At 71.9% G+C, this 22228-nt stretch carries 12 protein-coding genes; 1 reads left to right on the plus strand and 11 read right to left on the minus strand.

The window, feature by feature from the left end:
- Positions 1-445: 445 nt before the first annotated feature.
- Both ACFVH5_RS18765 and ACFVH5_RS18770 read right to left on the minus strand, forming a co-directional pair.
- Positions 446-1282, minus strand: coding sequence for a hypothetical protein (locus ACFVH5_RS18765; protein WP_385834780.1), 837 nt, complete (start codon positions 1280-1282; stop codon positions 446-448).
- A gap of 14 nt (positions 1283-1296) precedes the next feature.
- Positions 1297-2532 (minus strand): hypothetical protein, encoded by a 1236-nt coding sequence (locus ACFVH5_RS18770; protein WP_385834781.1) that lies wholly within the window; start codon positions 2530-2532, stop codon positions 1297-1299.
- Positions 2533-2828: 296 nt separating this feature from the next.
- Here ACFVH5_RS18770 and ACFVH5_RS18775 point away from each other — a divergent pair, with 296 nt between their 5' ends.
- The gene (locus tag ACFVH5_RS18775) at positions 2829-3803 is read left to right on the plus strand and encodes an LAETG motif-containing sortase-dependent surface protein (RefSeq protein ID WP_385834782.1); all 975 of its coding nucleotides are present in this window, start codon (positions 2829-2831) and stop codon (positions 3801-3803) included.
- Positions 3804-4040: 237 nt separating this feature from the next.
- On the opposite strand, the gene ACFVH5_RS18780 is transcribed toward ACFVH5_RS18775, so the two are convergent.
- From ACFVH5_RS18780 to ACFVH5_RS18820, 9 genes are all read right to left on the minus strand, one after another.
- Entirely contained in the window at positions 4041-5828 is a 1788-nt protein-coding gene (locus ACFVH5_RS18780) for a GMC oxidoreductase (RefSeq protein WP_385834783.1), read from the minus strand.
- Positions 5829-5946: 118 nt separating this feature from the next.
- Positions 5947-7572, minus strand: coding sequence for a succinic semialdehyde dehydrogenase (locus ACFVH5_RS18785; protein WP_385834784.1), 1626 nt, complete (start codon positions 7570-7572; stop codon positions 5947-5949).
- A 190-nt stretch (positions 7573-7762) separates the two neighbouring features.
- Entirely contained in the window at positions 7763-9529 is a 1767-nt protein-coding gene (locus ACFVH5_RS18790; RefSeq protein WP_385834786.1) for a serine/threonine-protein kinase, read from the minus strand.
- Positions 9530-9600: 71 nt separating this feature from the next.
- Positions 9601-11043 (minus strand): diacylglycerol/lipid kinase family protein, encoded by a 1443-nt coding sequence (locus ACFVH5_RS18795; protein WP_385834787.1) that lies wholly within the window; start codon positions 11041-11043, stop codon positions 9601-9603.
- Between the two features lie 244 nt (positions 11044-11287).
- Positions 11288-13012 (minus strand): protein kinase, encoded by a 1725-nt coding sequence (locus ACFVH5_RS18800; RefSeq protein WP_385834788.1) that lies wholly within the window; start codon positions 13010-13012, stop codon positions 11288-11290.
- A 100-nt stretch (positions 13013-13112) separates the two neighbouring features.
- Entirely contained in the window at positions 13113-14735 is a 1623-nt protein-coding gene (locus ACFVH5_RS18805; protein WP_385834789.1) for a serine/threonine-protein kinase, read from the minus strand.
- Positions 14736-15077: 342 nt separating this feature from the next.
- Positions 15078-16874 (minus strand): serine/threonine-protein kinase, encoded by a 1797-nt coding sequence (locus ACFVH5_RS18810; protein ID WP_385834790.1) that lies wholly within the window; start codon positions 16872-16874, stop codon positions 15078-15080.
- A 299-nt stretch (positions 16875-17173) separates the two neighbouring features.
- A complete protein-coding gene (locus tag ACFVH5_RS18815) occupies positions 17174-20029 on the minus strand; it encodes a protein kinase (RefSeq protein WP_385834791.1) in 2856 nt (951 codons plus the stop codon).
- 154 nt (positions 20030-20183) lie between these two features.
- The gene (locus tag ACFVH5_RS18820) at positions 20184-22178 is read right to left on the minus strand and encodes a serine/threonine-protein kinase (protein WP_385834792.1); all 1995 of its coding nucleotides are present in this window, start codon (positions 22176-22178) and stop codon (positions 20184-20186) included.
- Positions 22179-22228 lie beyond the last annotated feature (50 nt).

Here is a 22228-nt window from a genome sequence, read left to right on the forward strand (position 1 = left end):
CCCCTTCTAGGTGCCCCGCCGGCTGGGCACTCCCCCCGGCTCACCCAAGCGGGGCGGCCAGGGGGCGCCCCCGCCCCCCCCCGGCGGAATCTGTGCAAGGGCGGTCGAAACGGTTGCGTAGGCCGCGGCCCATCGAGCACGATGCCTAGAACACCCCGAGTCCTCGAGCGACATCCGTATTGCACCGCCCTACTGCCATTGGTCGAGACCACGCGCACTCCCCGAGTGCGCCGGGCGCAGACCGGCGGACAAGCCATGGAGCGGCGCTACCCCCCGGCGCCGCCTCCCCAGGCACCGGCGCTGCCCTGACGTCGGTGCTGACCACGAAGGGCCCCGTGGATCGTCCCGCGGGGCCCTTCGCCTGTCCCGACGCCCGGTGGCCCGACTCCCGGCTTCCGACTTCCCGCTGCGGGCTCTGGGCTCAGGGCTCAGAGCTTTCGGCGGGCTAGGCGGTCGTCGTCGCCAGTTTGGCCAGCTGCGCCTTGACCAGCTCGGCCGGGACCTCGATCTCGTCCGCGTCGAGCATGTTCATCGAGCTGAAGGCCACCAGCGTCGTACCGTCGCGGACGACCGTGTACGCGGCGGGCACCTGGGCCCCCTCGATCGAGGCGACCAGCCTGAACGCGACGGACTCGTCACCCAGGTCCGGATCGGCCGTCGCCTCGATGTCCTTGTAGTCGTAGTCGGCGTGCCGGTACGCGGTGCACTCCTTGATCGCCGCACGCAGGCCGTCGATCGCCCTGTCCGCCTCGCGGGACTTGTAGGCGAGGAGGGCGAACGTGATCACCGAGGCGTTCATCTCGTCCTTCGGCACGGCACCGCGGCTGACTCCCGCCCGCGAGGCCGGATCGGTGGAGAACAGGAACATGTCGGCGACCGGCTGACACTTCGACGGGGTCGCCGGGACGGTCTGACCCAGGAGGTCCGCCCCTTCCGACGCCTTGACCTCAAAGCCCTTGGCGTCACCCGTCACGAGCGCGGCCTTCTTCAACTGCGCCTCGGTCAGGGGCCGGCCGCCCTTGGACACGCCCCCGCCCGAGGAGTCCTGCGGGTCGCGTGTGTCCTGCGGGGACCCTGTGCCCCGCGAGGCATCGCCGTCCTCGCCGTCCTCGCTCCCCTCGGCGGGTGCCTTCGTCTCCTCGCCACCGTTCGTCGGTCCGCTCGTCTTCGACCGCGACGACTTCCCGTGCCGATCGGCGCCGTCTCCGCCCCCACCGCACGCCGCGACGCAACCGAGGGCGACGACGGCCGACGCGGCCACCAGAGGGCGCGAGATCTTCATCTTCATCCTTGTCGTCATGTGCGCGACACCGACCCGCACGACTCCCCGCCGGAGTCGGTGGAGTCGCCTGCGTCGGTGGAGTCGCCGGAGTCGTCCCCGATGTCCCTGCTGCGGTCGTACGGGTCGACCGCGGGCCCGCTCGGAGGCGCGCCCGTCGGGCCGCCGGAGGACAGCCGCGGGTGCAGGAAGCCGTCGTGGACGTCGCAGGCGGAGTTGGCGATGTCGTCGTCGTACCTGATGACCGCCAGTCTGCCCGGCGTCGCCTTGTACTTCGCGGGGTTGAGCAGCCGCAGGTCGATGACGCGGCGGACGATGGTGCGGGCCACCTCGGTGGAGTCCGGGTCGGCGGGGGCGAGCGCGTACACGAAGGTGTAGTCGGTGTGGATGTCCAGCGCCCCTTCCTCGCCCGCCTCGAACGTCGTACGGCCACGGGTCTTGACCACGTCACCGACGAGCCGTACCTCGTCACGGTCGAAGCGGCTGAAGAAGCGCAGTGGATCGTGGCCCCTGCCGGGCTTGCGCAGCCGGGACTTCAAGTCGTCGATGAGTTCGGGCTGTTCGGGGTCGAGCACCTTGCCGAGCACGGTCTCGGGGGTGTCGCCGAGCAGCGTCCCGCGGTCGACGTTGGCGTCGACGAGCAGGGTCCTGCTCTGCTCCAGGGCCCCGGCGACCTGCTCCTTCGAGAACGCGCCGACCGCTTTCGCCTCCGGCAGCACGATCCCGGCGGCGCCGTCGGCGTACCGCGCGGCCGGGGAACCGGCGAAGGGCTCGTCCAGGGTGGGCGAGCCGGGCGCGGAATCCGGAGCCGCGGTCTCGGGCGCGGTCTCCGCGGGCAGCGGGGAGGTCTGCGCGCCCGGGCCCGAGGTCGAGTCCGTGCCGAAGGGGTCGCCCGGCAGCAGGGACGGTTTCATGGCCACCACGGCCACCGCGAGGGCGAGCGGGATGCCGATGACCGTCCACACCTTGCGGCGCCGGGCTGCGCGCCCGTACGCCCGCTGCCCGACGGGGTCCGCGCGCCAGGCCGGGGGCAGTTCACCGCGTGCCTCCTGCTGCCGCAGGCGCTCGGTCACCATGCGGGCGCGCGCGGACGGCTCCTTGGGCGCCTCCGAGATCCGGATGTCCCGCTCGCTGTCCCGGACGAACCGCTCCCACACGTCGTCGGGTATCGGCTCCCCGGACCCGTCGGGTTCCCTGGGCTCCCCGGGTTCCCCGGGCTCTTCCGGCGCCTTCCCGGACGGCTTCTCACTCACGACGCTCGCGCCTCTCCCCCGTGGCTGACGTGCTGGTCGATGTACCTGTCGACATACCTGTCGACGTACTCGAACAGTCGACCGAGGGTCAGTTCTAAGGCGTGGGTACGGGAGTTCACAAGTCGAGCCCGCGTGTGACCCAGCCCACATAAGAATTCTGTGAGTTTAAGGACAACCCTTCACAGGAGTCACAGGTCTCACTTACGGAACCAATGGCCGTACCCGCGACCGCCACGCGGAGGCCTCCCGAATCTCGTGCCGTGACGCCACGGCACACCGGACTTTCCGAGGTCTTCATGAAGCTTCGCCGTGTCATGGTCGCTGCGGCCACGACGGCTGTCATAGCCCCGCTCGCGCTGCTGTCGGCCCCGGCCGCGTTCGCGACCGACCCCGCGCCCACCGGGACCGAGACCACGACCGCGTCCGTGACGCCGGGTGCGACGGAGACCGAGACCGGGGCCGCCGAGACGACGACGCCCGCCGCGACACCCGCGACGACGCCGCCGGCCTCCACGACCCCCGCGGGTACGCCGACCTCGACCCGGCCGGCGACCACCCCGGCGCCGAGCACCACCCCGCCCGGGGAGTCCGAGACCCCGGACCCCGAGCCGTCGGTGTGCGAGGACACCAAGGTCGACGTCAGCATCACCGGCCTGCCCGGCAAGATCTCCGTGGGCAGCGGCTGGCACAAGTTCTCGCTGAACGTCCTGAACTCCTCCGACTCGACGCTCCAGGACCTCGACTTCCTCGCCGGCGCCTCCTCCGACGTGGACGGCACGGACCTCTTCAAGAGCAAGCAGGTGCAGCTCCAGGCCTGGAACCCGGACGACAAGGTCTGGGAGAACCTCGACGAAGAGGGTTACGCGGTCGGCTTCGTCGGCTACACCGACGAGCTCAAGCCCGACTACGAGGTCCACGTCCCGCTGCGGATCAACGTGAAGTCCACCGCTCCCGTCGGCGCGGGCTTCTCGCTCGGCGCGACGATCTACGGTGACGACGACGCGGAGTGCACCGGCTTCGGCGAGGTCGCGTACAAGTTCCGGATCGTCGCCGCGGGTACGGACACCGGCGGCACGAAGCCGCAGGAAGGCGGCAAGGCGCCGGTCAGCGACCAGAAGCCGGACAAGGCCGATACGCCGCAGGTGACCGGGAACCTTGCCGAGACCGGGTCCAGCTCCGCGCTGCCGACGATCGGGCTCGTGGGTGGGGTTGCGCTCGCCGCTGGGGTGGGGGCCGTTGTCGTTGCGCGGCGTCGTAAGGCTGGCGAGTAGCTCCGCTTGGAGGGCCGGTGTTTGACTGCGGGCCCGGTGGGGGCTTGTCGCGCAGTTCCCCGCGCCCCTCAACAGGGCCCTGACGGGCCCGTTGACGGCGCATAGAACACATGACGCGTCACGCATGACCGACTTGCTGTATGTGCGACAAGACGTAAGGACCTGCGCTCGGAGGGGGGCGCAGGTCCTTCGTCTTTTTCCTTTCCTGCCGCTACTTCTTCTCTTGCCGCTACTTCTTCACTTCTTCGGTGGGATCGTCGGCATGCCGAGGAACGGGAGTTTCAGGGCGCCGAAGGCGTCCGCCGGGACCGCGGGGGTGCGCGGCTCGACCGCTTCGAGGCGCTCGTACGCGGCACCGGGCGCGGGACGCGGGTCCGTCTCGCCCTTGTTGGGCCAGTAAGACATCGCGCGCTCGGCCTGTGCGGTGATCGTCAGCGACGGGTTCACGCCCAGGTTCGCCGAGACCGCGGCGCCGTCGACGACGGAGATGCCCGGGTGCCCGTACAGCCGGTGGTACGGGTCGATGACGCCCTCGTCGGCGGAGGCGCCGATCGGGCAGCCGCCCAGGAAGTGGGCGGTCAGCGGAGTGCCCATCAGCTCGCCGACGTTGGAGCCCGGGAAACCGTTGATCTCGGCGGCTATCGCGGAGGCGCCCTCCGAAGCGGTCCTGATCTGCTTGGGGTTGGGGGCGCCGTGCCCCTGGCGGGCGGTCAGCAGTCCCTTGCCCGCGCCCTTCGGCTTCAGGTACGTCGTCAGGGAGTTGTCGAGGGACTGCATCACCAGGCCGATGATGGTCCGCTCCGACCAGCGGCGGTTGGAGAGCGAACGCGCCACGAGGGTGGGGTGCTTCACCGCGTTGACCAGCCAGGCGAGCGCCCTCGACGAGCCCTCCGTGTACGGCACCTGGAGGATCGACAGGCTGCCCATCGAGTTGGAGCCCTTGCCGTAGCGGACGGGCTCGATGTGCGTGTTGGCGTCCGGGTGGATCGAGGACGTGATGGCGACACCGCGCGTGAAGTCGGCCCTCGCCTCACCGGTGGCCTTGCGGTAGCGGCGGTCGCTGGTCTGCGCGCCGACCAGCGCCTCGGAGTTCGTACGGGTCAGCTCCCCCAGCCGCTTCGACAGGTACGGCAACTGGCCGCCGTCCTTCATCCGGTGCAGCAGGGTCTGCGTACCGTACGTGCCGGCCGCGAGGACGACCCGGCGGGCCTTGAAGACACGCCCCTCACGTCCTGCGCTCTTGCGTCCGCGGTCCGTGGGGAGCGTCGAGACGGCGAACCCGCCCTGCGAGTCGTCCGTGACGGACACGACGGTCGTCAGGGGGTGGACGACCGCGCCCGCCTTCTCGGCGAGGTACAGATAGTTCTCGTTGAGGGTGTTCTTCGCGCCGTGCCGGCAGCCCGTCATGCACTCGCCGCACTCGGCGCACGCCTTGCGGGCAGGCCCGGCACCGCCGAAGTACGGGTCGTCGACCTGCTCCCCCGGCCGCGCCTTCGCGGTTCCGTCGGCATCCTCGCCGTCACCGAAGAAGACACCGACCGGCGCCATGTGGAAGGTGTCGCCCACCCCCATCCGCCGGGCCGCCGCCTTGAGATGGACGTCCGAGGGGGTCATGGTCGGGTTGAGCCGTACGCCGAGCATGCGCTGCGCCTGGTCGTAGTACGGCTTCAGCTCCTCCTGCCAGTCGGTGATGTCCTTCCACTGCGGATCCTCGAAGAACGGCTTCGGCGGTACGTAGAGGGTGTTGGCGTAGTTGAGGGAACCGCCGCCCACGCCCGCGCCGGCGAGCACCATGACGTTGCCGAGCAGGTGGATGCGCTGGAGGCCGTACATGCCGAGCTTCGGCGCCCAGAGGTAGTTCTTCAGGTCCCAGGAGTTCTTGGGGAGCGTGGCCGGGGTGAAGCGGCGGCCCGCTTCCAGGACACCTACACGGTAGCCCTTCTCCGTCAGGCGGAGGGCGGTGACGGATCCGCCGAAGCCGGAGCCCACGACGATGACGTCGTAGTCGTAAGTGTCCTGGGGCACGATGCTCCTCGTTGAGTGTGCGTGCGGGTGGTGCGTGGTTGCTCGCGCTCACGCGGCGGAGCCGCATGTCGATGCGGCCCCGCGCCCCTGACAGGGCGCGAGCCTCTGGCGGGGCGCCCTACCGAAACCGGAATGCCTTCATGAGCCGCAGGCTGCGGCTCATGAACGCTGCGTACTTCTCGTCGTCCATTCCCAGGGACGGGGCCATCGGCAGCAGGCGCTGCTGGGCGACGGTCTGGGCCTCCGTGTACTTGAGGATGCCCTCGGAGCCGTGGCGGCGGCCGAGGCCGGAGTCCTTCATGCCGCCCATCGGCGACTGGACGCTGCCGTACGCGGGCCCGTAGCCCTCGTTGATGTTGACCGTCCCGGTGCGCAGCCGGGCCGCGACCTTGGCGCCGCGGCGGCCGTCCTTCGTCCAGACCGAGGAGTTGAGGCCGTACGCCGTCGCGTTGGCGGAGGCGATCACCTCGTCCTCGCCCTTGAACCGGTAGATCGAGACGACCGGGCCGAAGGTCTCCTCGCCGCAGACCGCCATCGGCGACTCGACGCCGTCGAGGATGGTCGGCTCGAAGAAGTACGGGCCGATGTCCGGGCGCGCGACACCACCGGCGACGACGGTCGCGCCCTTGGCGACGGCCTCCTCGACGTGCCGGGTCACGGTCTCCAGCTGGCGTTCGCCGACCAGGGAGCCCATCTCGGCGCCGTACGCGAGGGACGTACCGAGGCGCATCGCCTTCGTGCGGGCGGCGAACCGCTCCAGGAACGTGTCCGCGATCGACTCGTGGACGTACAGCCGCTCGATGCTGATGCACAGCTGACCGGCCGACGAGAAGCAGGCGCGGACCGCGCCGGCCGCCGCCCGGTCGATGTCGGCGTCCTCAAGGACCAGCATGGCGTTCTTGCCGCCGAGTTCGAGGGAGACGCCGACCAGCCGGGCCGCCGCGCCCTGGGCGACCTCGCGGCCGGTGCGGGTGGAGCCGGTGAAGGAGACGTAGTCGGCGTGCTTGACGACCTCCGGGCCGATGACCGGGCCCTCGCCGAGGACGACCTGGAAGACGTCGGCCGGCAGGCCCGCCTCGATCAGCAGGTCACGGGCCCACAGGGCGGTGAGACACGTCTCGGTGTCGGGCTTCATCACCACGGCGTTGCCCGAGACGAAGGCGGGCAGCGCGTCGCCGACGGAGAGCTCAAGGGGGTAGTTCCAGGGGGCGATCTGGCCGACGACCCCTCGCGGGTGGCGCAGCTCGGTGACCTTGGTGAGGGTCGGCATGGCGCCCGCGTGCCGCTTGGGCCGCAGGTAGAAGGGGGCGCGGCGGCCGTAGTGGCGGGCCGCGACGGCGACCGCCTGGACCTCCTCGTGGGCGTGCAGCCGGGCCTTGCCGGTCTCCAGCTGGATCAGGTCCAGCACCTCGGCCTGGCGGGCGAGCACGAGGTCGTGGAAGCGGAGGAGGACGGCCGCGCGCTCCTTGACGGGGATCTGGCCCCAGAGGAACTGGGCGGCGCGCGCCCGCTCGTAGGCCAGTTCCACGTCCTGCGGGGTGGACTCCGGCAGGTCGGCCAGCTTCTCGCCGGTGAACGGCGTGTGGTTGGCGGTGCGGCCCGAGCCGACCACGCCACGGGTGAGCTGGGCGATCAGCTCGGGCGTGACCACGTCAGCGGCCGTACGGGCGCCTTCGGGGGCGGGCGCGAGAGGGTTGGTATCGGTCTTTTCCGGGGCCTGTGCCGGGGCCTGCGAGTCCGTCATGAGCCGCAGGGTATGCCCGCCCGAGCTCTTTGGGTACCCGTCGGTAACAGGGTTTCACCGAGTACACACAAGGCGCCAGTGATCACTGGCAGTAAATGGCCTGATCAGGGTGTTGTCCGGTGACGATCAGAGAGGATCGGAGCCCTGCGGAGATTTCCGGAGCGGGTCCTCGCGCCTCACGCCCCGGACGTCACGGCTCGATCTCAAGACGGTCCCGGGCCCCCTTGAACACCGCGGTGCCCCTCTTCTCGTCCGCCGTCCCCTTGGGCATGTCCACCCGCAGCTCGTACATCCGGCTGTCGTCGGTGAGGATCATCAGCTCCATGACCCGGGTCAGATTGCCCTCGGTGTCGTAGGTGGTGTCGGCGAGCACGGCCTCGAACCCGTGGAAGGACGTCGGCGTGTACTGGGTCCTCGACTCGCCGTAGCCCGCCCAGGTGTCGCCCTGGTGCCGCGCCCGGGCCATCGGCGAGCTCGGCGCCCTGTCCCACTGGGTGAGCCGGACCTGGACGACCTCGTCGTTGTCGAAGATCGCCATCCGCGGCTGGTCGTCGGCGCCACCCTGCTCGTGGAAGCGCACGAACTGGCGGGGGAGGTGGAGGACCGCCTTCAGGTCCTTCTCCGGACGGGCGGTCCACACCTCGTCGGCCGTGGGTCCGGTCGCGGTCTCGGGAGAGGTCACGGACGAGTTCACGGGGGCCCTGTCCCCCGCGCTCCGGCCACCACCGTTGTCGCCGTCGCCGTTGAGCGAAGTACCGAGCCAGACCCCGCCCGCGAGGAGCAGGGCGCCTACGAGGGTCCCGCCGATGAGACGCGGGGCGTGGCGGCGAGTCGGTGACGGAGGTGGGGATGGTGACGGGGACGGTTTCGGTTGTGGTTCCGGGAGTACGGCGTCGGGGTGGGTGTTGTCCGAGGCGGGGGTGGCGGCTCGGGCGGGAGCCGGGTCCGGGCCGGCGCTTCCGCCCTCCCCCGTCTCCTCTGCCTCCTCCGGCTCTACGGGCTCTACGGGCTGTGCGGGCTCCACGGGCTCGACGGATGCCGCAGGTGTGTGCCCGAGCCGGACCGTTCCCGAGTCGTCCGCGAACTCGCGTAAGAGGGACGCGTCCTGTGGGGTCGTCAGGTCGCCCCTCGGTGTCGGCCAGCCCTCCGCCACCGCCTCCAGCGAGGCGGCGACCTCGTCGGCGTCCGGCCGCTGGTCCGGGTCCTTCGCCAGGAGCCGGACGATCAGCGGCCCGAGCGGTCCCGCGTGCTCGGGTTCCGGCGGCTCGGCGGACAGGATCGCGGCGAGGGTGGACTCCAGCGTCGTACGCCGGAACGGGGACCAGCCCTCGACGGCCGCGTACAGGCAGACGCCAAGGGACCACATGTCCGCGGCCGGGCCCGCGCCCCGGCCGGACATCCGCTCCGGCGCGATGAATTCGAGGGAGCCCACGAACTCCCCGCTCATGGTGAGGGATTCCTCGCCCTGGATGTGCGCGATGCCGAAGTCGGTGAGCACGACGCGGCCGTGCTGTCCGAGGAGGATGTTCGCGGGTTTCACATCGCGGTGCACGATGCCCTTGGCGTGCGCGGCCTTCAGCGCGCCCACCACGGACAGCCCGATCCGCGCCGACTCGGTGGGCGGGAGCGCGCCGCGCTGGAGCACCTCGTGGAGGGACTCGCCGCGGATCAACTCCATGACGATCCAGGGCAGTCCGTCCTCCACGACCACGTCGTGGATCGCCACGGCGCCGGGATGCTCCACACGCGCCGCCGCCCGTGCCTCGCGCTGCAGCCGGTGGTACGCGCGCTGGTGGGCCGCGTCCCGCGGATCGCCGGGCAGCCGGGGCTCCTTGACCGCGACGTCCCGCCCCACGAGTTCGTCCGCGGCCCGCCATACGGTGCCCATACCGCCCGAGCCGATGCGCTCGGTCAGCCGGTAACGGCCGCCGACCAGGCGCCCCCCGTCATCGCTCATGTCCCATCAGTACCGCGCTGGGACGGAGCTTGTCGATGTTCGGGCCGTGTACGCGGTGGATCAACCGTGGGTCAGGCCGTGGGAGGTGTCCGGTTCGCGGGCAGGGGTTCTTCCCGGGGCAGGGCCCGGTGTTTGGGGAGTGCCGTACGGCCCACCGCAGCCGCGAGTTTGCGCAGCCGGCGCCAGTCCATGGGCGGCTTGGTCTCCGGTACGCCCGGCCGGTTCCCGGGGACGCGTACGCGCAGGGCGCCGGGCTCGATCCGGCACCGTACCGGCGTGGGCAGCATGAGGGCCTCGCCGTCCACGCCGACCTCGATCTCGGGGCGGTCGGCGTCGACGACCACCTCGCGGGCGGTCAGCACCGTGAGCCCGGTGGAGTGCCTGCCCAGCAGCAGCCCGGCGGCCTCGGCGGCGTTCTCGACCCTGACGCCGAGAACGCCGAGGACGCCGGACTCCAGCCGCTCGCGGTAGCCGAGACCCGCCGGATCGTCCATGCGGTAGGGGTTGTTGCTCACCAGGAGGGCCTGCGGCCCGTCGACGACGGTCGCCGCGGTGGCGCCCCCCGCCTCCGTACCTGCCGTCCCGCCCGTCTCCTCCACACGGGCGGTCAGCCGCGGCCCCCGCTGGTGCGTGAGCAGTTCGGGCAGCAGCTCCAGCGTCGTACGGACCTTGTCGTCCCGGTACTCGGGGCTCTGCACGACGACCGCGTACGCCCCGAACGAGGCGTTGTTGACGAAGGGGTACGTGTCGGCGAAGCCGAGGTCGACATGGAGTTCGACACCCTCGTCGGTGAGGGCGTCCAAGCTCGCCGCAGGATCGTTCCGGTCGAGTCCGAGGTCCATGGCGAAGTGGTTGCGGGTTCCGGCGGAGACGACGAGGAACGGCATGCCGTGCTCCGCGGCGACGGCGGCGACCAGCGCCTGCGTACCGTCCCCGCCCGCGACGCCGAGCAGATCGGCGCCGTCCGCGACGGCCTGCCGGGCGAGTTCGGTCACGTCCTCGTGCCGTTCGGGGTCGAGGAGGTGGACCCGCGCCCCGAGCTTCTCGGCCTTCTCCTTCAGCCCGAACCGCTCGACCTTTCCGCCGCCGGACCGCGGGTTCATGATGAGGAAGGGGCTGGTGGGCGCCGGAGTCCGGTGCTCCCGCACGCTCACCGTGTGCGACTTGGTGCTGCTGAGCGCGAACTTGCCGGCCCAGACGGCGAATCCCCACAGGGCCAGGGACACGATGACGACCCAGAGCAGGTTCTCGGCGGCGAAGAACCAGACGACGGCTGCGGGTGTCGCGACGGCCAGCGCCACGGCCGCCGCGCGGGACGGTCCGCGGAGGGTCAGCACCCACCACAGGGCGGCCACGGTCACCGCCGTACCGAGCGCTCCCACCACTACGAGCAGCAGGCTCGCGAGTCCCCCGAACGCGAGCGGCAGCAGCACCGCGGTGCCGGCTGCGGTCAGGGCGCTGCGTGCTGCCCAGCGCTGCCGGGCATGTGCCCGCCCGTCAAGATCCAGGCCCACGCCTGCCGCCTCTCGTGTCCAAACCTGCGCCGTTCCCCGCGCCCCTGAAAGCCAAAAGACTGCGCAGTTCCCCGCGCCCCCAAATAAGGGGGCCCGGGCTGCCGTTGTTTTCAGGGGCGCGGGGAACTGCGCGGGCAACCCCCACCGGGCCGCACCCGACGATCGACGACCCGAGGCAGCAGTATGCCGCTACCGACGCCCGCGTGATGCCACGCCGAGTCACCCACTAGGCATCCGCAGAGGTTCACAACCTGTCGATGTCCAGGTTCGCGATGGCCGTCGAAGCGACCACCCGGCCCCGCGCGGTGAAATCCCCCTTGCCCGGGTAACCGATCATGAGCTTGTACATGTCCCCCGACGTCGTCCTGTAGTACAGGACCTGCATCTCCCGAGGCCGCGGATTCTCGGTGTCCGTGCTGCGGTAGGTGACCGTGTTCCGGGCCGCCTTGCGGTCCTTGTACTTGACGTCGTTGGGGTCGCTCGTGGGCGCCGGTTCCGAGTCCATCCCGAGCCCGTACGCGCCGCTCCGCTTGTACGTCGCGTCGTCCTCGTACATCTCCGCCGACGCCGTCCCGGCGATCTCCCCCGAGGTGTCCTCGGACTTCTTCTCCAGCGACAGGCTGATCCACAGCGTGCCGCTCTGGTCGGTGAACTGCACCCAGTGATCGTCCTTGGGCGCGTCGGGCTTGGGCACGCTCTTCTGGTAACCCGCCGGCACCGCCATGGTGGCGCCCAACGCCTTCACGTCGGTCTTCTTCCAGCCGTCCGGCAGCGGCCCGGCGAACGGATCAGCGATCACCAGGTACGCCGCCACCGCCGCCGCGACGACCACGGCCCCGAGGCCGATCCATCCCTTGCGGCCGACGCGGAACGGCCTGCCACCGGGGTGCGCCCCGTCGGACGCGGGCCGCTGGACGACCTGGGTGGGCGCGAGCTGCGGCGGTCGCGCGGTCTGCTCCAGGAGGGCACGTACCCGCGCGGCGTCCGGACGGCGGTTCGGGTCCTTGTCGAGGAGGCCGTTGATGGCCTCGGCGAGCGGTCCCGTGGCCGCGTTGGGCGGGGCGGGCGTGGCGTTGAGGACCGACTGGAGCGTCGCGGGCGTGTTGCTGCGGCGGAACGGCGACACGCCCTCCGTGGCCGCGTACAGGACCACGCCCAGCGACCAGAGGTCGGAGGCCGGGCCGGGGCGCTGTCCCAGCACCCTCTCGGGCGCGATGAACTCGGGCGAGCCGACGAAGCCGCCCGTGTCGGTCAGATTCGTCTCGCCCTCGATCTGGGCGATGCCGAAGTCGGTGAGGACGACCCGGTCTCCCGTGCCGAGCAGGACGTTGTCCGGCTTGACGTCGCGGTGCAGGATGCCCGCCGCGTGCGCGGACTCCAGCGCGCCGAGCACCTCCAGGCCGATTCTCGCCGCCTCGCGCGCGCCGAGCGTGCCCTCCTGGAGCGCGGCGCCGAGCGAGCGTCCCCGGACCAGTTCCATCACGATCCACGGCCGGCCGTCGACCACGGCGACGTCGTGGACGGTGACGACGGCAGGATGGTCGAGCCGGGCCGCGGCGCGCGCCTCGCGGCGCATCCGCTCGGAGACATTGGCTCGTTCACGTTCGGGAAGATGGTCCGGGACGCGCGGCTCCTTGACGGCGACCTCCCGGTCCACCGTCTCGTCCTTGGCCCGCCACACGGTCCCCATGCCCCCGTGGCCGAGCTTGTCGAGCAGCCGGTACCGGTCCGCGATGAGCCGGCCGGAGCCGGGTTCATGCGGCGCCTGTTGCCCGGGGTGCGCCTGAGGTGCCGGGTACGCCTGCGGTGCCGGGTGCGCCTGCTGCTGCGGTACGGCCTCGGGCACGACCTGCGGAGGTGTGGCGTACGGATTCCCGGGGTGGGGCACGGCGACCGGTGGTCGTGGCGGTTGCAGACCGAAACTCGTCGGTTCGTCGGGTCCGTAAGGGGCTCCCCCGTTGCTGCTCATGGGGTCCATCCTTATCGCGGCAGGTGTCTCCGCTCCACCCTGGATGCTTTCCGGTCACAGACCCGTGACGCACAACGCGTGCTTTACGGTGAAATGCGGCTCATGAGCCCGTACGGGCCACGGTGTCCACCGCGACGTCGAAGTACTCCCGTGCCTCGCGCGCCTGGCCGACCGGCGACGACACCAGCACGTCGTACATCCGGCCGCCCTCCTCCCAGCACAGTTCGTAGATGTGCCGCGCGCCCTCCGCCGCGCTGAAGCCGTCCCAGGTGAACTCCCAGAGCGCGGCGGGCCGCCCGGAGCGGGTGGTCTCGGTGACCCGGCCGTCGCGGTACCCGGGGTAGGTGTCGGGCCCCTTCCCGGCCGCGCGCTCCAGCACCGCGAGCGGACCGCCCGGTTCCGGTGCGGACACCTTGACGCCGATGCGGAAGGTCTTCCCGGCCGACATGTAGTAGACGCGCTCGCTCTGCGCCTCGCGCGTGAAGCCCACGGGGACGGCGAGCGAGAAGCCCGCCGCGTCGTGGACGAGCCGGTATCCCGTGGGCACCGTGCGGCCGGCGGAGGCCGTGGGCCGGGAGCCGGTGCCGCTGGAACCCGGCGTCGGGCCGGTGGCCGTACGGGACGAGGACACCGAACCCCCCGGCGGGGTCGGTCCGTTGCCGCCGTCGCCCAGCAGCAGGGCTGCCGCCGACACGCCCGCCACGGCCATCGCCGCGACGAGGGCCGCCGCGATCAGCACGTTGCGCATCGACGAGGAGACGGCGAAGGGGGCTCTCAGCGGATGCGGCACGGCCGGTTCCGGAACCGATGCCGAGGTGCCGGAATCCCGCCCGGACGCGTCCCGCCGCGGAGGCCTGTAGCCGGGCGGGACCTGCGGCATACGGCCCGTGTCCAGGAAGACCCGTAACAGCCGCTCCGCCTCGATCGCGTCGAGCCGCCGCTCCGGATCGCGTTCGAGCAGGCCGCGTACGACGGGCAGCAGGGGCCCGGCGGCGGCGGGCGGAAGTATGTCGTCGACGACCACCGCGTGCAGTGTGCCGCCCAACGAGTCGCGGCGGAACGGGGATTCGCCGCTGAGGACCGTGCAGAGCAGTGCGCCCAGAGACCACAGGTCGGACTCGGGCCCGGTCCTGAGGCCCGCCATCCGCTCGGGTGCGGTGTACTCGGGCGAGCCCACGAACGAGCCGCTCTCGGTGAGCGTCGTCGCGCCCGCGACCTGCGCGACCCCGAAGTCGGTGAGGACGACGATGCCGGACAGGGTGAGGAGTACGTTCGCGGGCTTCAGGTCGCGGTGCAGGACACCGGCGTCGTGCGCCTTGCGCAGCGCGCTCAGGAGGTCGATGCCCATCCGCGCCGCCTCGACCGGGCCGACGGGCCCCGACCGCGAGATCCGCTCGGCGAGCGAACCTCCTTCGAGGAGGTCCATGACGATGTACGGGCGTTCGTCCTGCTCGACGACGTCGTGCACGACGATGATGTGCGGATGGCGCAACTGCGCGATCGCACGCGCCTCGCGCAGGGTGCGTTCCCGCTGCAGCCGGGACTCCGCCGCCGAGAGCGAGGCGTCGACGGCGAGTTCCTTGACCGCCACCTGCCGGGCCAGCAACTGGTCCGTGGCCCGCCACACGACACCCATGCCACCGCGGCCGATTCTGGCTTCCAGGCGGTAACGCCCCGCGATGACGCGGGCGTTGTCCTCCGGTCTTTCCCCCTCGGTCGCCATGGGCCCCATCATGCCGCAACGGACGGAACCCTTCCGGGTCCCGCCAACGCCGATTGGCCGACAACCGACGCTTCAGGGCCGCGGGGAACAGCGCGGCCCTTTGCCTCCAGGGGCACAGGAAACGGCGCAGCCTTTTACCTTCAGGGGCACGGGGAACGGCGCAGTCTTTTGCCTTTACGCGCGCAGGGAACGGCGCGGTCTCCTACCCCTAGGGGCGCGGGGAACGGCGCAGTCTTTCAGGGGCGCGGGGAACGGCGCGACCAGCCCCCACCGGCCCGCAGCCGACGAACTCCGCACCCCCGCCCTCCGTCCCCACCCCCCCCCGGCAGGGGCGAGCGCACGCTAGGACTCCGGCGGCCGCCACCCGCGCAGAACCGTGTCGAACTGCGACCGAGCAGTCTCCCAGTCCTCCGCGGGCGCGGACATGTAGATCACGCACTCCACCCCGTCCCGGCCGAGATACGCCTGTTCGATGGCCCGCCGCGGCCCGGGAAACTCCGTGTCCTTGCCCAGCGCGGTCCAGGTGAATTCCCACAGCGCCCCAGGACGGTCACGGAAGGTGTTGGACTCCAGCCCGACCTGCTGGTACTCGCTCAGCCGCCCCGATATCTGCTGTTCCAGATCGACGAGATGCCGGTACGGATTGTCGAAGTCCGGCGAGTCGTCCACGGCGATGCGTACGAAGTGCTCGCCGGCGTCGGGCGTGTAGTCGACCTGCGTGCCCTCGACCTGCCGCTTCCAGCCCTCGGGCAGGACGAGGCTGAAACCCCCGGGGTCGTCGACCCGCTCCCACCCGGCGGGCACGTCACCGGTCTGGGCCGCCTCGGTCTGCTTTCCACCGCCCTCGCCGCCCGAGCCCGAGGGGGACGGCGTCCCGGGAGACGAGGAGTGGTTGGAGGACTTCGACGCATCGTCGTCCCCCCAGCCGTCCGCGAGCAGCATCGCCGCGACGCCACCGCCGCCGACGAGCGCCGCCGCCAGCACGACCGCGGCGACGGTACGGAACCGTCGCCGGCCGGGCCCGCCGGCCACCGCAGGCTGGTTCGCGGTGGCGACGGCCGGATCGGGGGCGGGCCGGCCGTGGCTGCCGTACGTGTCGCGGCCGTCCGGGCCGCCGTAGGGGCCCGGCGGATACCGGCCGCCCTGGGACCCGTTGAAGCCGTGCGACCCGTGGGCGACGGCGTGGGTGGCGTCCTCTGACCCGGGAGCGGCGGCGCCCTGCCCGGGCCCGTACGCGCCCGGCAGTCCCTGGCCGTACGTTCCCCGGGGGTCCCGCGCGCCGTCCCCGTGCTGCGTCGGCACGTAGGCCTGCGCCGCGTCGGGTGCCCGCCCCTCCGCGGCCTCGGCGAGCATCTGCTCGGCCTCTTCGGGACCGGGCCGCTCGGCGGGGTCCTTGCGCAGCAGGGCGGTGATGACGGAGGTGAGCGGGCCCGCGTTCTCCGGGGCCTCGGGCTCCTCGCCCACGACGGCCTGCATGGTCGTCAGGGGTGTCGTCCGCCGGAACGGCGATCTGCCCTCGACGGCCGTGTAGAGCGTCGCGCCGAGCGCCCACAGGTCGGCGGACGGGCCCGGGTCCTGGCCGCGGATGCGTTCCGGCGCCAGATAGTCGACCGAACCGACGATCTCGCCGGTGCGGGTGATCGTCGTGTCGCCCTCGACCTGGGCGATCCCGAAGTCGGTGAGCAGCACGCGCCGGTCGTGGGAGAGCAGTACGTTGCCGGGTTTGACGTCGCGGTGCAGTACGCCGGCGGAGTGCGCGGCCCGCAGAGCGCGCAGGACCCACAGCCCGACCCGGGCCGCCTCCCTGGGCTCGATGCGTCCCGCGTCCTTGACGGCGTCGGCGAGCGAGCCGCCCTCGACCAGCTCCATGACGATCCACGGGCGGCCGTCGTGTTCCAGTACGTCGTGCACGGTGACGACGGCCGAGTGGTTGATGCGCGCGGCGGCCCTGGCCTCGGCCCGGGTTCTGGCGAGGAGGACGGCCTGCTCGCTCTCGGACACGTAGAGCGCGGCCGTCAGCTCCTTGATCGCCACGGAGCGGTGCAGCACTTCGTCGCGCGCACGCCATACCCGGCCCATGCCGCCACTGCCGATGGAGTCGGCGAGCCGGTAGCGGCCTGCGAGAAGCAGGCCCTGCATCTGATTCACGTTTCCCCGCAATGCTCTTGACAGGGTCAGACTAAGGACCGATACGCAGCCAGGGAACCGGCGGGGTCCTACGGAGACAGCACTGTGACGGTTCCCACGGATATGAACGAACGGTTGCCGCCCGGTGATCGGGCGCTGGCGGCGAACCGATGTCACGGCCCCACAAGGCCCCTGGCTGCACGGTGTGATGACGCCACATCAACCGGTGACCCGGTACGGCATCGACCGGTGCCCCGGTACGGCATCGACGGGTGGCCCGATACGTCGTCAACCGCCGGTCCGGTACGTCGTCAACCGGTGATCTGGTACGTCGACGACGCCTGCTCGTAGAGCCGCGTCACCTCGTCCCGCTCGGCCTCAGGACCGCGCAGCTGCACCACGTGGTACTTCCCGCCGGCGATGATCACGAGGTTCCGTACGTAGACCTCGCTCCCCGTGGAGTCCTGCCAGGTGAACTGCCCCTCGGCCATGGCCCGTCCGCCCACGTCGATCCGCCGCATCCCGCTGGACGTGGCCCAGGTCGAGTCGCGGAACGGCTGCAACTCCCGCTCGTCCTCACGCTGGTAGGACATCGGATCGCTGCCGAACTCCTCGGTCGTGTCGCGTCCGGGCACGACCAGCAGCTCGAACTTGCCGTGCGAGTAGACGACCTGACCGCGTCCGTTCTTGCCGGTCCGCTCCCAGCCGTTGGCGACCGCCACATGGAACCCCGCGGAGTCCTTGCGCAGGGTGAAGCCCTGTGGGAGGTCGGGGCCGGTGGTCTGGGTCGTCGAACTGGACGAGCGCGTCGGACTCGGACTGCTCTTGCCGCTCGACGTCTTCTCGCCCTGCGGATCGGAGCTCGCGTTCCCGTCCGACCCCGCGCCGGTGTCCCCGGAGTGCCCGGGGGTGGGGGCGACGACGTCCCCCGCGGACCCGGTGCGCTCACCGCCGGACCCGGACTTGGGCATGAACGCCATGGCGTACGCGACGGCCGCGGCCATGACGAGCAGGATCAGCAGCAGCAGTGTCCTGCCGAGCCTGCGCGGCTTGGCCTCCTTGCCCTGCTTGCCCCGCTTGTGGCGGCCGTGCGGGGTGGTCGCGGGCAGCCCCGCCCGACGCCTGCGGACCAGCTCGCCCCGACGGCGTACGACAGGGAGCCGGGTGGGGTCCACCGGCGGTGCCGCTATGACGAACGTGCCCGCCTCCGGCTCGGGCGCCGACCGCACCAGCGAGCGCAGCCAGCCCCGCAGCTCCTCGAAGTCCAGTCGCTCGGTGGGGTCCTGGCGCAGCAGCGACTCCACGACCGGCCGCAGCGGACCGCACTCCTCCGCGAACGCGGGCGGCTCCGCGCACACCAGCTGCACCAGCTCGGCGGTGCTCTCCTCGGGGTAGGGCGCATGGCCCTGTACGGCGCGGAAGAGCAGCGCGCCCAGCGCCCACAGGTCGGTGGCGGGCCCGATCGGGGCCGCCAGCTGCCAGTTCTCGTGCACGGGTCCGGCCTGCTCGGGCGCCCAGCGCTCGGTGACGGGCCCCACGACGGCCATCCGGGCCTGCCGGGCGCGCTCCGCCGCCAGCGCGGTCGCCGGGCCCCGCCGGGCGGCGGAGTTGGAGGCGAGCTGGCTCCACTGTGTGGGAGCCCCGCCGGTGCCGGTGCCCGTCCCCGTGCCGGGGTCCGCGCCCGCGTCCGTACCGGGGGCCGCGGAGGTGTGGTCGGCCGACGGCGCGTACCCGGCGCCGTACGCGGCGACCTCCGTCGCGCGGCCGTCGCCGGTCCCGGCGGCCCCGCCGTTGTTTCCATGGCCGCCGGTGCGGCCGTCGGGGAGCGCGGGAGGCCGGACCTGTCCGGGACTTCCGACGGCCGGGGCCCCGCTGCGCGGCGCCGCGCCGTGCCACGCGCCCGGCATCCCCGCTCCGCCCACCCCGTAAGGGTCGGCGATCTGGCCCGGCGGCGAGGTGTGCTCCGTCCCTTGGCCGGCTATCCGGCCGGAGATCGGCCCCGAGGCCTGACCGGCCTCCGTGTCGCTCCCCCCGGGCAGCGACCGCGCGGCGGGCAACGCCGCGTTCCCGCCGCCCCGCTGCTCCTCCTGCACCCGGGCCGCCGCTCGCGCACCCGCGCGGTAGGCCGCGATGGCTCCGGCCCGCGCGGCCCGTACGTCTCCGCCGGCCTCCAGCGCCCGCTGCGCCATCTCGGACGCGTGCGCCTGGGACTGTGACTGCGTCCGGCTCTGTGCCTGGGTCTGGGACTGGGCATGCGCCTGCGGGACGGGCAACGCGCCTGTGCCGCCGCCTCCGCGCACGGCTTCGACCGCTCCGCGACCGCCGTCCAGCCCGCGCGCTCCGGGCACCGCCTGTCCCACGGCGCGGCCCGGAGTACCGGACTGACCGAGCTGCCCGGCCGCACCCCCGGCCCGGCCCGCCTGCCCGGACGAACCGCCCGCACCCGCCGGACCGGCCTGACCCGCATGTCCTGCCTGGCCTGTCGGCCCGCCCGCCGTTCCGGGCGCACCCTGCCGGCCCGTGCCGCCTTCACCTTCGGCGGGCGGCACCGGGTCGTACCCGCACAGCGCCTCTTCCGCGGCCCCCGCGGCAAGGCCCGTGAGCATCACCCGGCCGTCGTCGCAGACGAGCACCGTGCGCTCGGTGATGTTCCGGTGCACCCATCCGTGCGCGTGCAGCACCCGCAGGGCGGTCAGCACGTCGGAGGCCACCTCGGCGGCCCGGTACGGGCTCAGCGGCCCGTCGGCGAGCAGCGCCGCGAGCTGCCGCGCGGGCACCAGCTCGCTCACTATCCACAGCGAGCCGCCCTCGGCGAACACGTCGAAGACCTGGTCGAGCCGGGGGTGGTCGGGTATCTGCGCCGCGGCCTGGGCGGCCTCGATCGCCCGTCGCACGGCGGGCTCGGTGGGCCGCCGTGTGGTCCGCGCGGACGACCGCCGCACCCCGCCGCCGCGCGTCCCGGCGTCCCGCGCCACGAACCCGTCGGGCAGTCCGTCCGCGTCGAGCACCTCCGCCTCGACGACCTCGGGCAACGGCACCTGCCGGACCAGGACTTCCTGTCCGCTGTAGGTGTCCCAGGCCCGGGACTCGGCCGGCTCGTACTCGTCCGTCGGCGGGAGCGGCAAGCGGTAGCGGTCGGCGAGCACCCGTCCCGCATAGTCGTCCACGATGCCTCCCCCGGCCGCCCGGTTGGTCAAATCCGTTCGCCATGCGTCCCGTTGTGGCTGCAGTTGTGGCTGCGTACGGTCCGCAACCACTCACGATACGTGCCGGAGGCAACCCGTCATGAGGAGATACGAGATCTCAATTGACCCGTGACCCTCAGGACTTCGGTTCGAACGACTTTGTCAGCGTGCGCCACGTGTCCTTGCGAAGCCCGGTGTCCCACTTCGAGTCCTTCGCGGTGTACATGAGCGCATATCCCTGACTGTCATTGACGACGAAGCCGCGGTCTATGGACCGGTATTTCGTGCCGCCGTCCACGTAGGTGAATTCCCAGTCGGCCGTGTTCCAGCCGCGGTAGTCCACCTTCTCTATTCGGATCCGCTGATACTGCGACCGCTGCATGAACTGCTCTTGGTTCTTCCAGTCCGCCACCGGGTCGTCCTTGGGCGTCGTGGTCCAGCCGACCAGCAGCTTCTGTCCGTCGGGACCGGCGAACCGGGCGCCGGCCGCACTCGTGGACTGGTATTTCCAGCCCTTGGGCAGGCCGATCTCGAAGCCCTGTCCGTCCTTGTGCGTCGACTCGACCCCGCTGCCCGAACCGCCCTCGGAGTCGTCTTCCGACCCACCCGATCCACTCGACTCCTCGGAAGCGCTCGGACTCGGCGAACTCTCCTTCGTCGCGCCCCCGCCGGAGGAGTCCGTCTTGTCGTCGTCGTCCGAATCGGTGCCGCTGTTCTCGTCCTGTTTGGTGTCGCTTCCCGCGTTCGCGCCACTGGACGTCGACTTGTCGTCGCCGCCCTTGTTCTCCTTGGCGCCCGAGCCGTCGTCGCCACCCAGCGTGACGGCGAGGATCGTGCCGAGCACGGCCAGCGCCACGACGACCGCGATGATCACCATCGTCCGCCGGGACACCACATCGGTGAGCGGCGCCCTGGACGTGGTGCCCCGCGAGTACGCGGGCCCGGAATCGCCCGGACTTCCGCCCACCGCACTGGAGTTCAGTCCTGAAGCGGCAGCGTCCCGGTTCTTCGCGGAAGCGGGCACACCGGTACCCGCGGCGCCACCGGCGGCGGAACCGGACCGCGCGCCGGAAGCAGCACCTGCTCCGGAGGGCGGGGCGGCAGACGCGGGCGCTGCGGCCGACGCGACCCCCGCGGAAGCCAGGGCCGCCGCGGCGGCCTTCTTCTTGCCGCCGCCCGAAGTCCCCTTCTTCGAGGGGCCCGAGGGCTTGTCCGAGGGCAGGTCCGGCAGCGGCACGACCTTCGTCGCGTCCACCGGCTCCGGCTCGTCCTTGGGCTCGGGCGTGTTGATGATGTCGGTGAGCAGCGCCCGTGCCCCGGCGTCGTCGAGCCGCTGTTCGGGGTCCTTGACGAGGAGCCCGTAGATGACGTTCTCCAGCGGGCCCGCGTTCTTCGGCTGCTCCACCGGCTCCGTCATCACCGCGGTGAGCGTCGCGATGGCGGATCCCTTGTCGTACGGGGGCACGCCCTCCACCGCCGCGTACAACAGGCCGCCCAGCGACCAGAGGTCGGCCGCGGGGCCCGGCTTGTGCCCGCGCGCCCGCTCCGGCGAGATGTACGAGGGCGCGCCGACCAGCATGCCGGTCGAGGTGATGGACGGGTCGCCCTCGACCTGGGCGATGCCGAAGTCCGTGAGCACGACCCGGCCGTCCTTGCCGATGAGCACGTTCGACGGCTTCACGTCGCGGTGCAGGATGCCCTCGCGGTGCGCCGAGCGCAGCACGTCGAGGATGGCGAGGCCCACCTCGGCCGCGCGCCTGGACGTGAGCAGCCCGTCCTCACGGATCACCTCGGCGAGGGACTTGCCCTCGACCAGTTCCATCACGATCCACGGCCGGTCGTCCTCGTCGACCACGTCGTAGACGGTCACCGCGCTGTTGTTCCGGATCCGCGCGATCGCCTTGGCCTCACGGAAGGTCCGGGTGATCAGCCGGCGCTTCTCGTCCTCGTCGATGCGCGGCGGCAGCCGCAGTTCCTTCACGGCGACCGTGCGCCCGAGCGTCTCGTCCTCCGCCCGCCACACGGTGCCCATGCCGCCGCGGCCGAGGACCCCTCCCAGCCGGTACCGCCCGGCGAGGAGACGTCCATCATCGTCCTGACGGGATGCTCCCGACTGCTCCGCCTCCGACATGCGTCCCCTCATGCAACCCGCCCTGACAGAGCCTCCATTGTCACCCACCC

It is taken from the genome of Streptomyces sp. NPDC127119 (genome assembly GCF_042677425.1).
Lineage (GTDB): Bacteria > Actinomycetota > Actinomycetes > Streptomycetales > Streptomycetaceae > Streptomyces.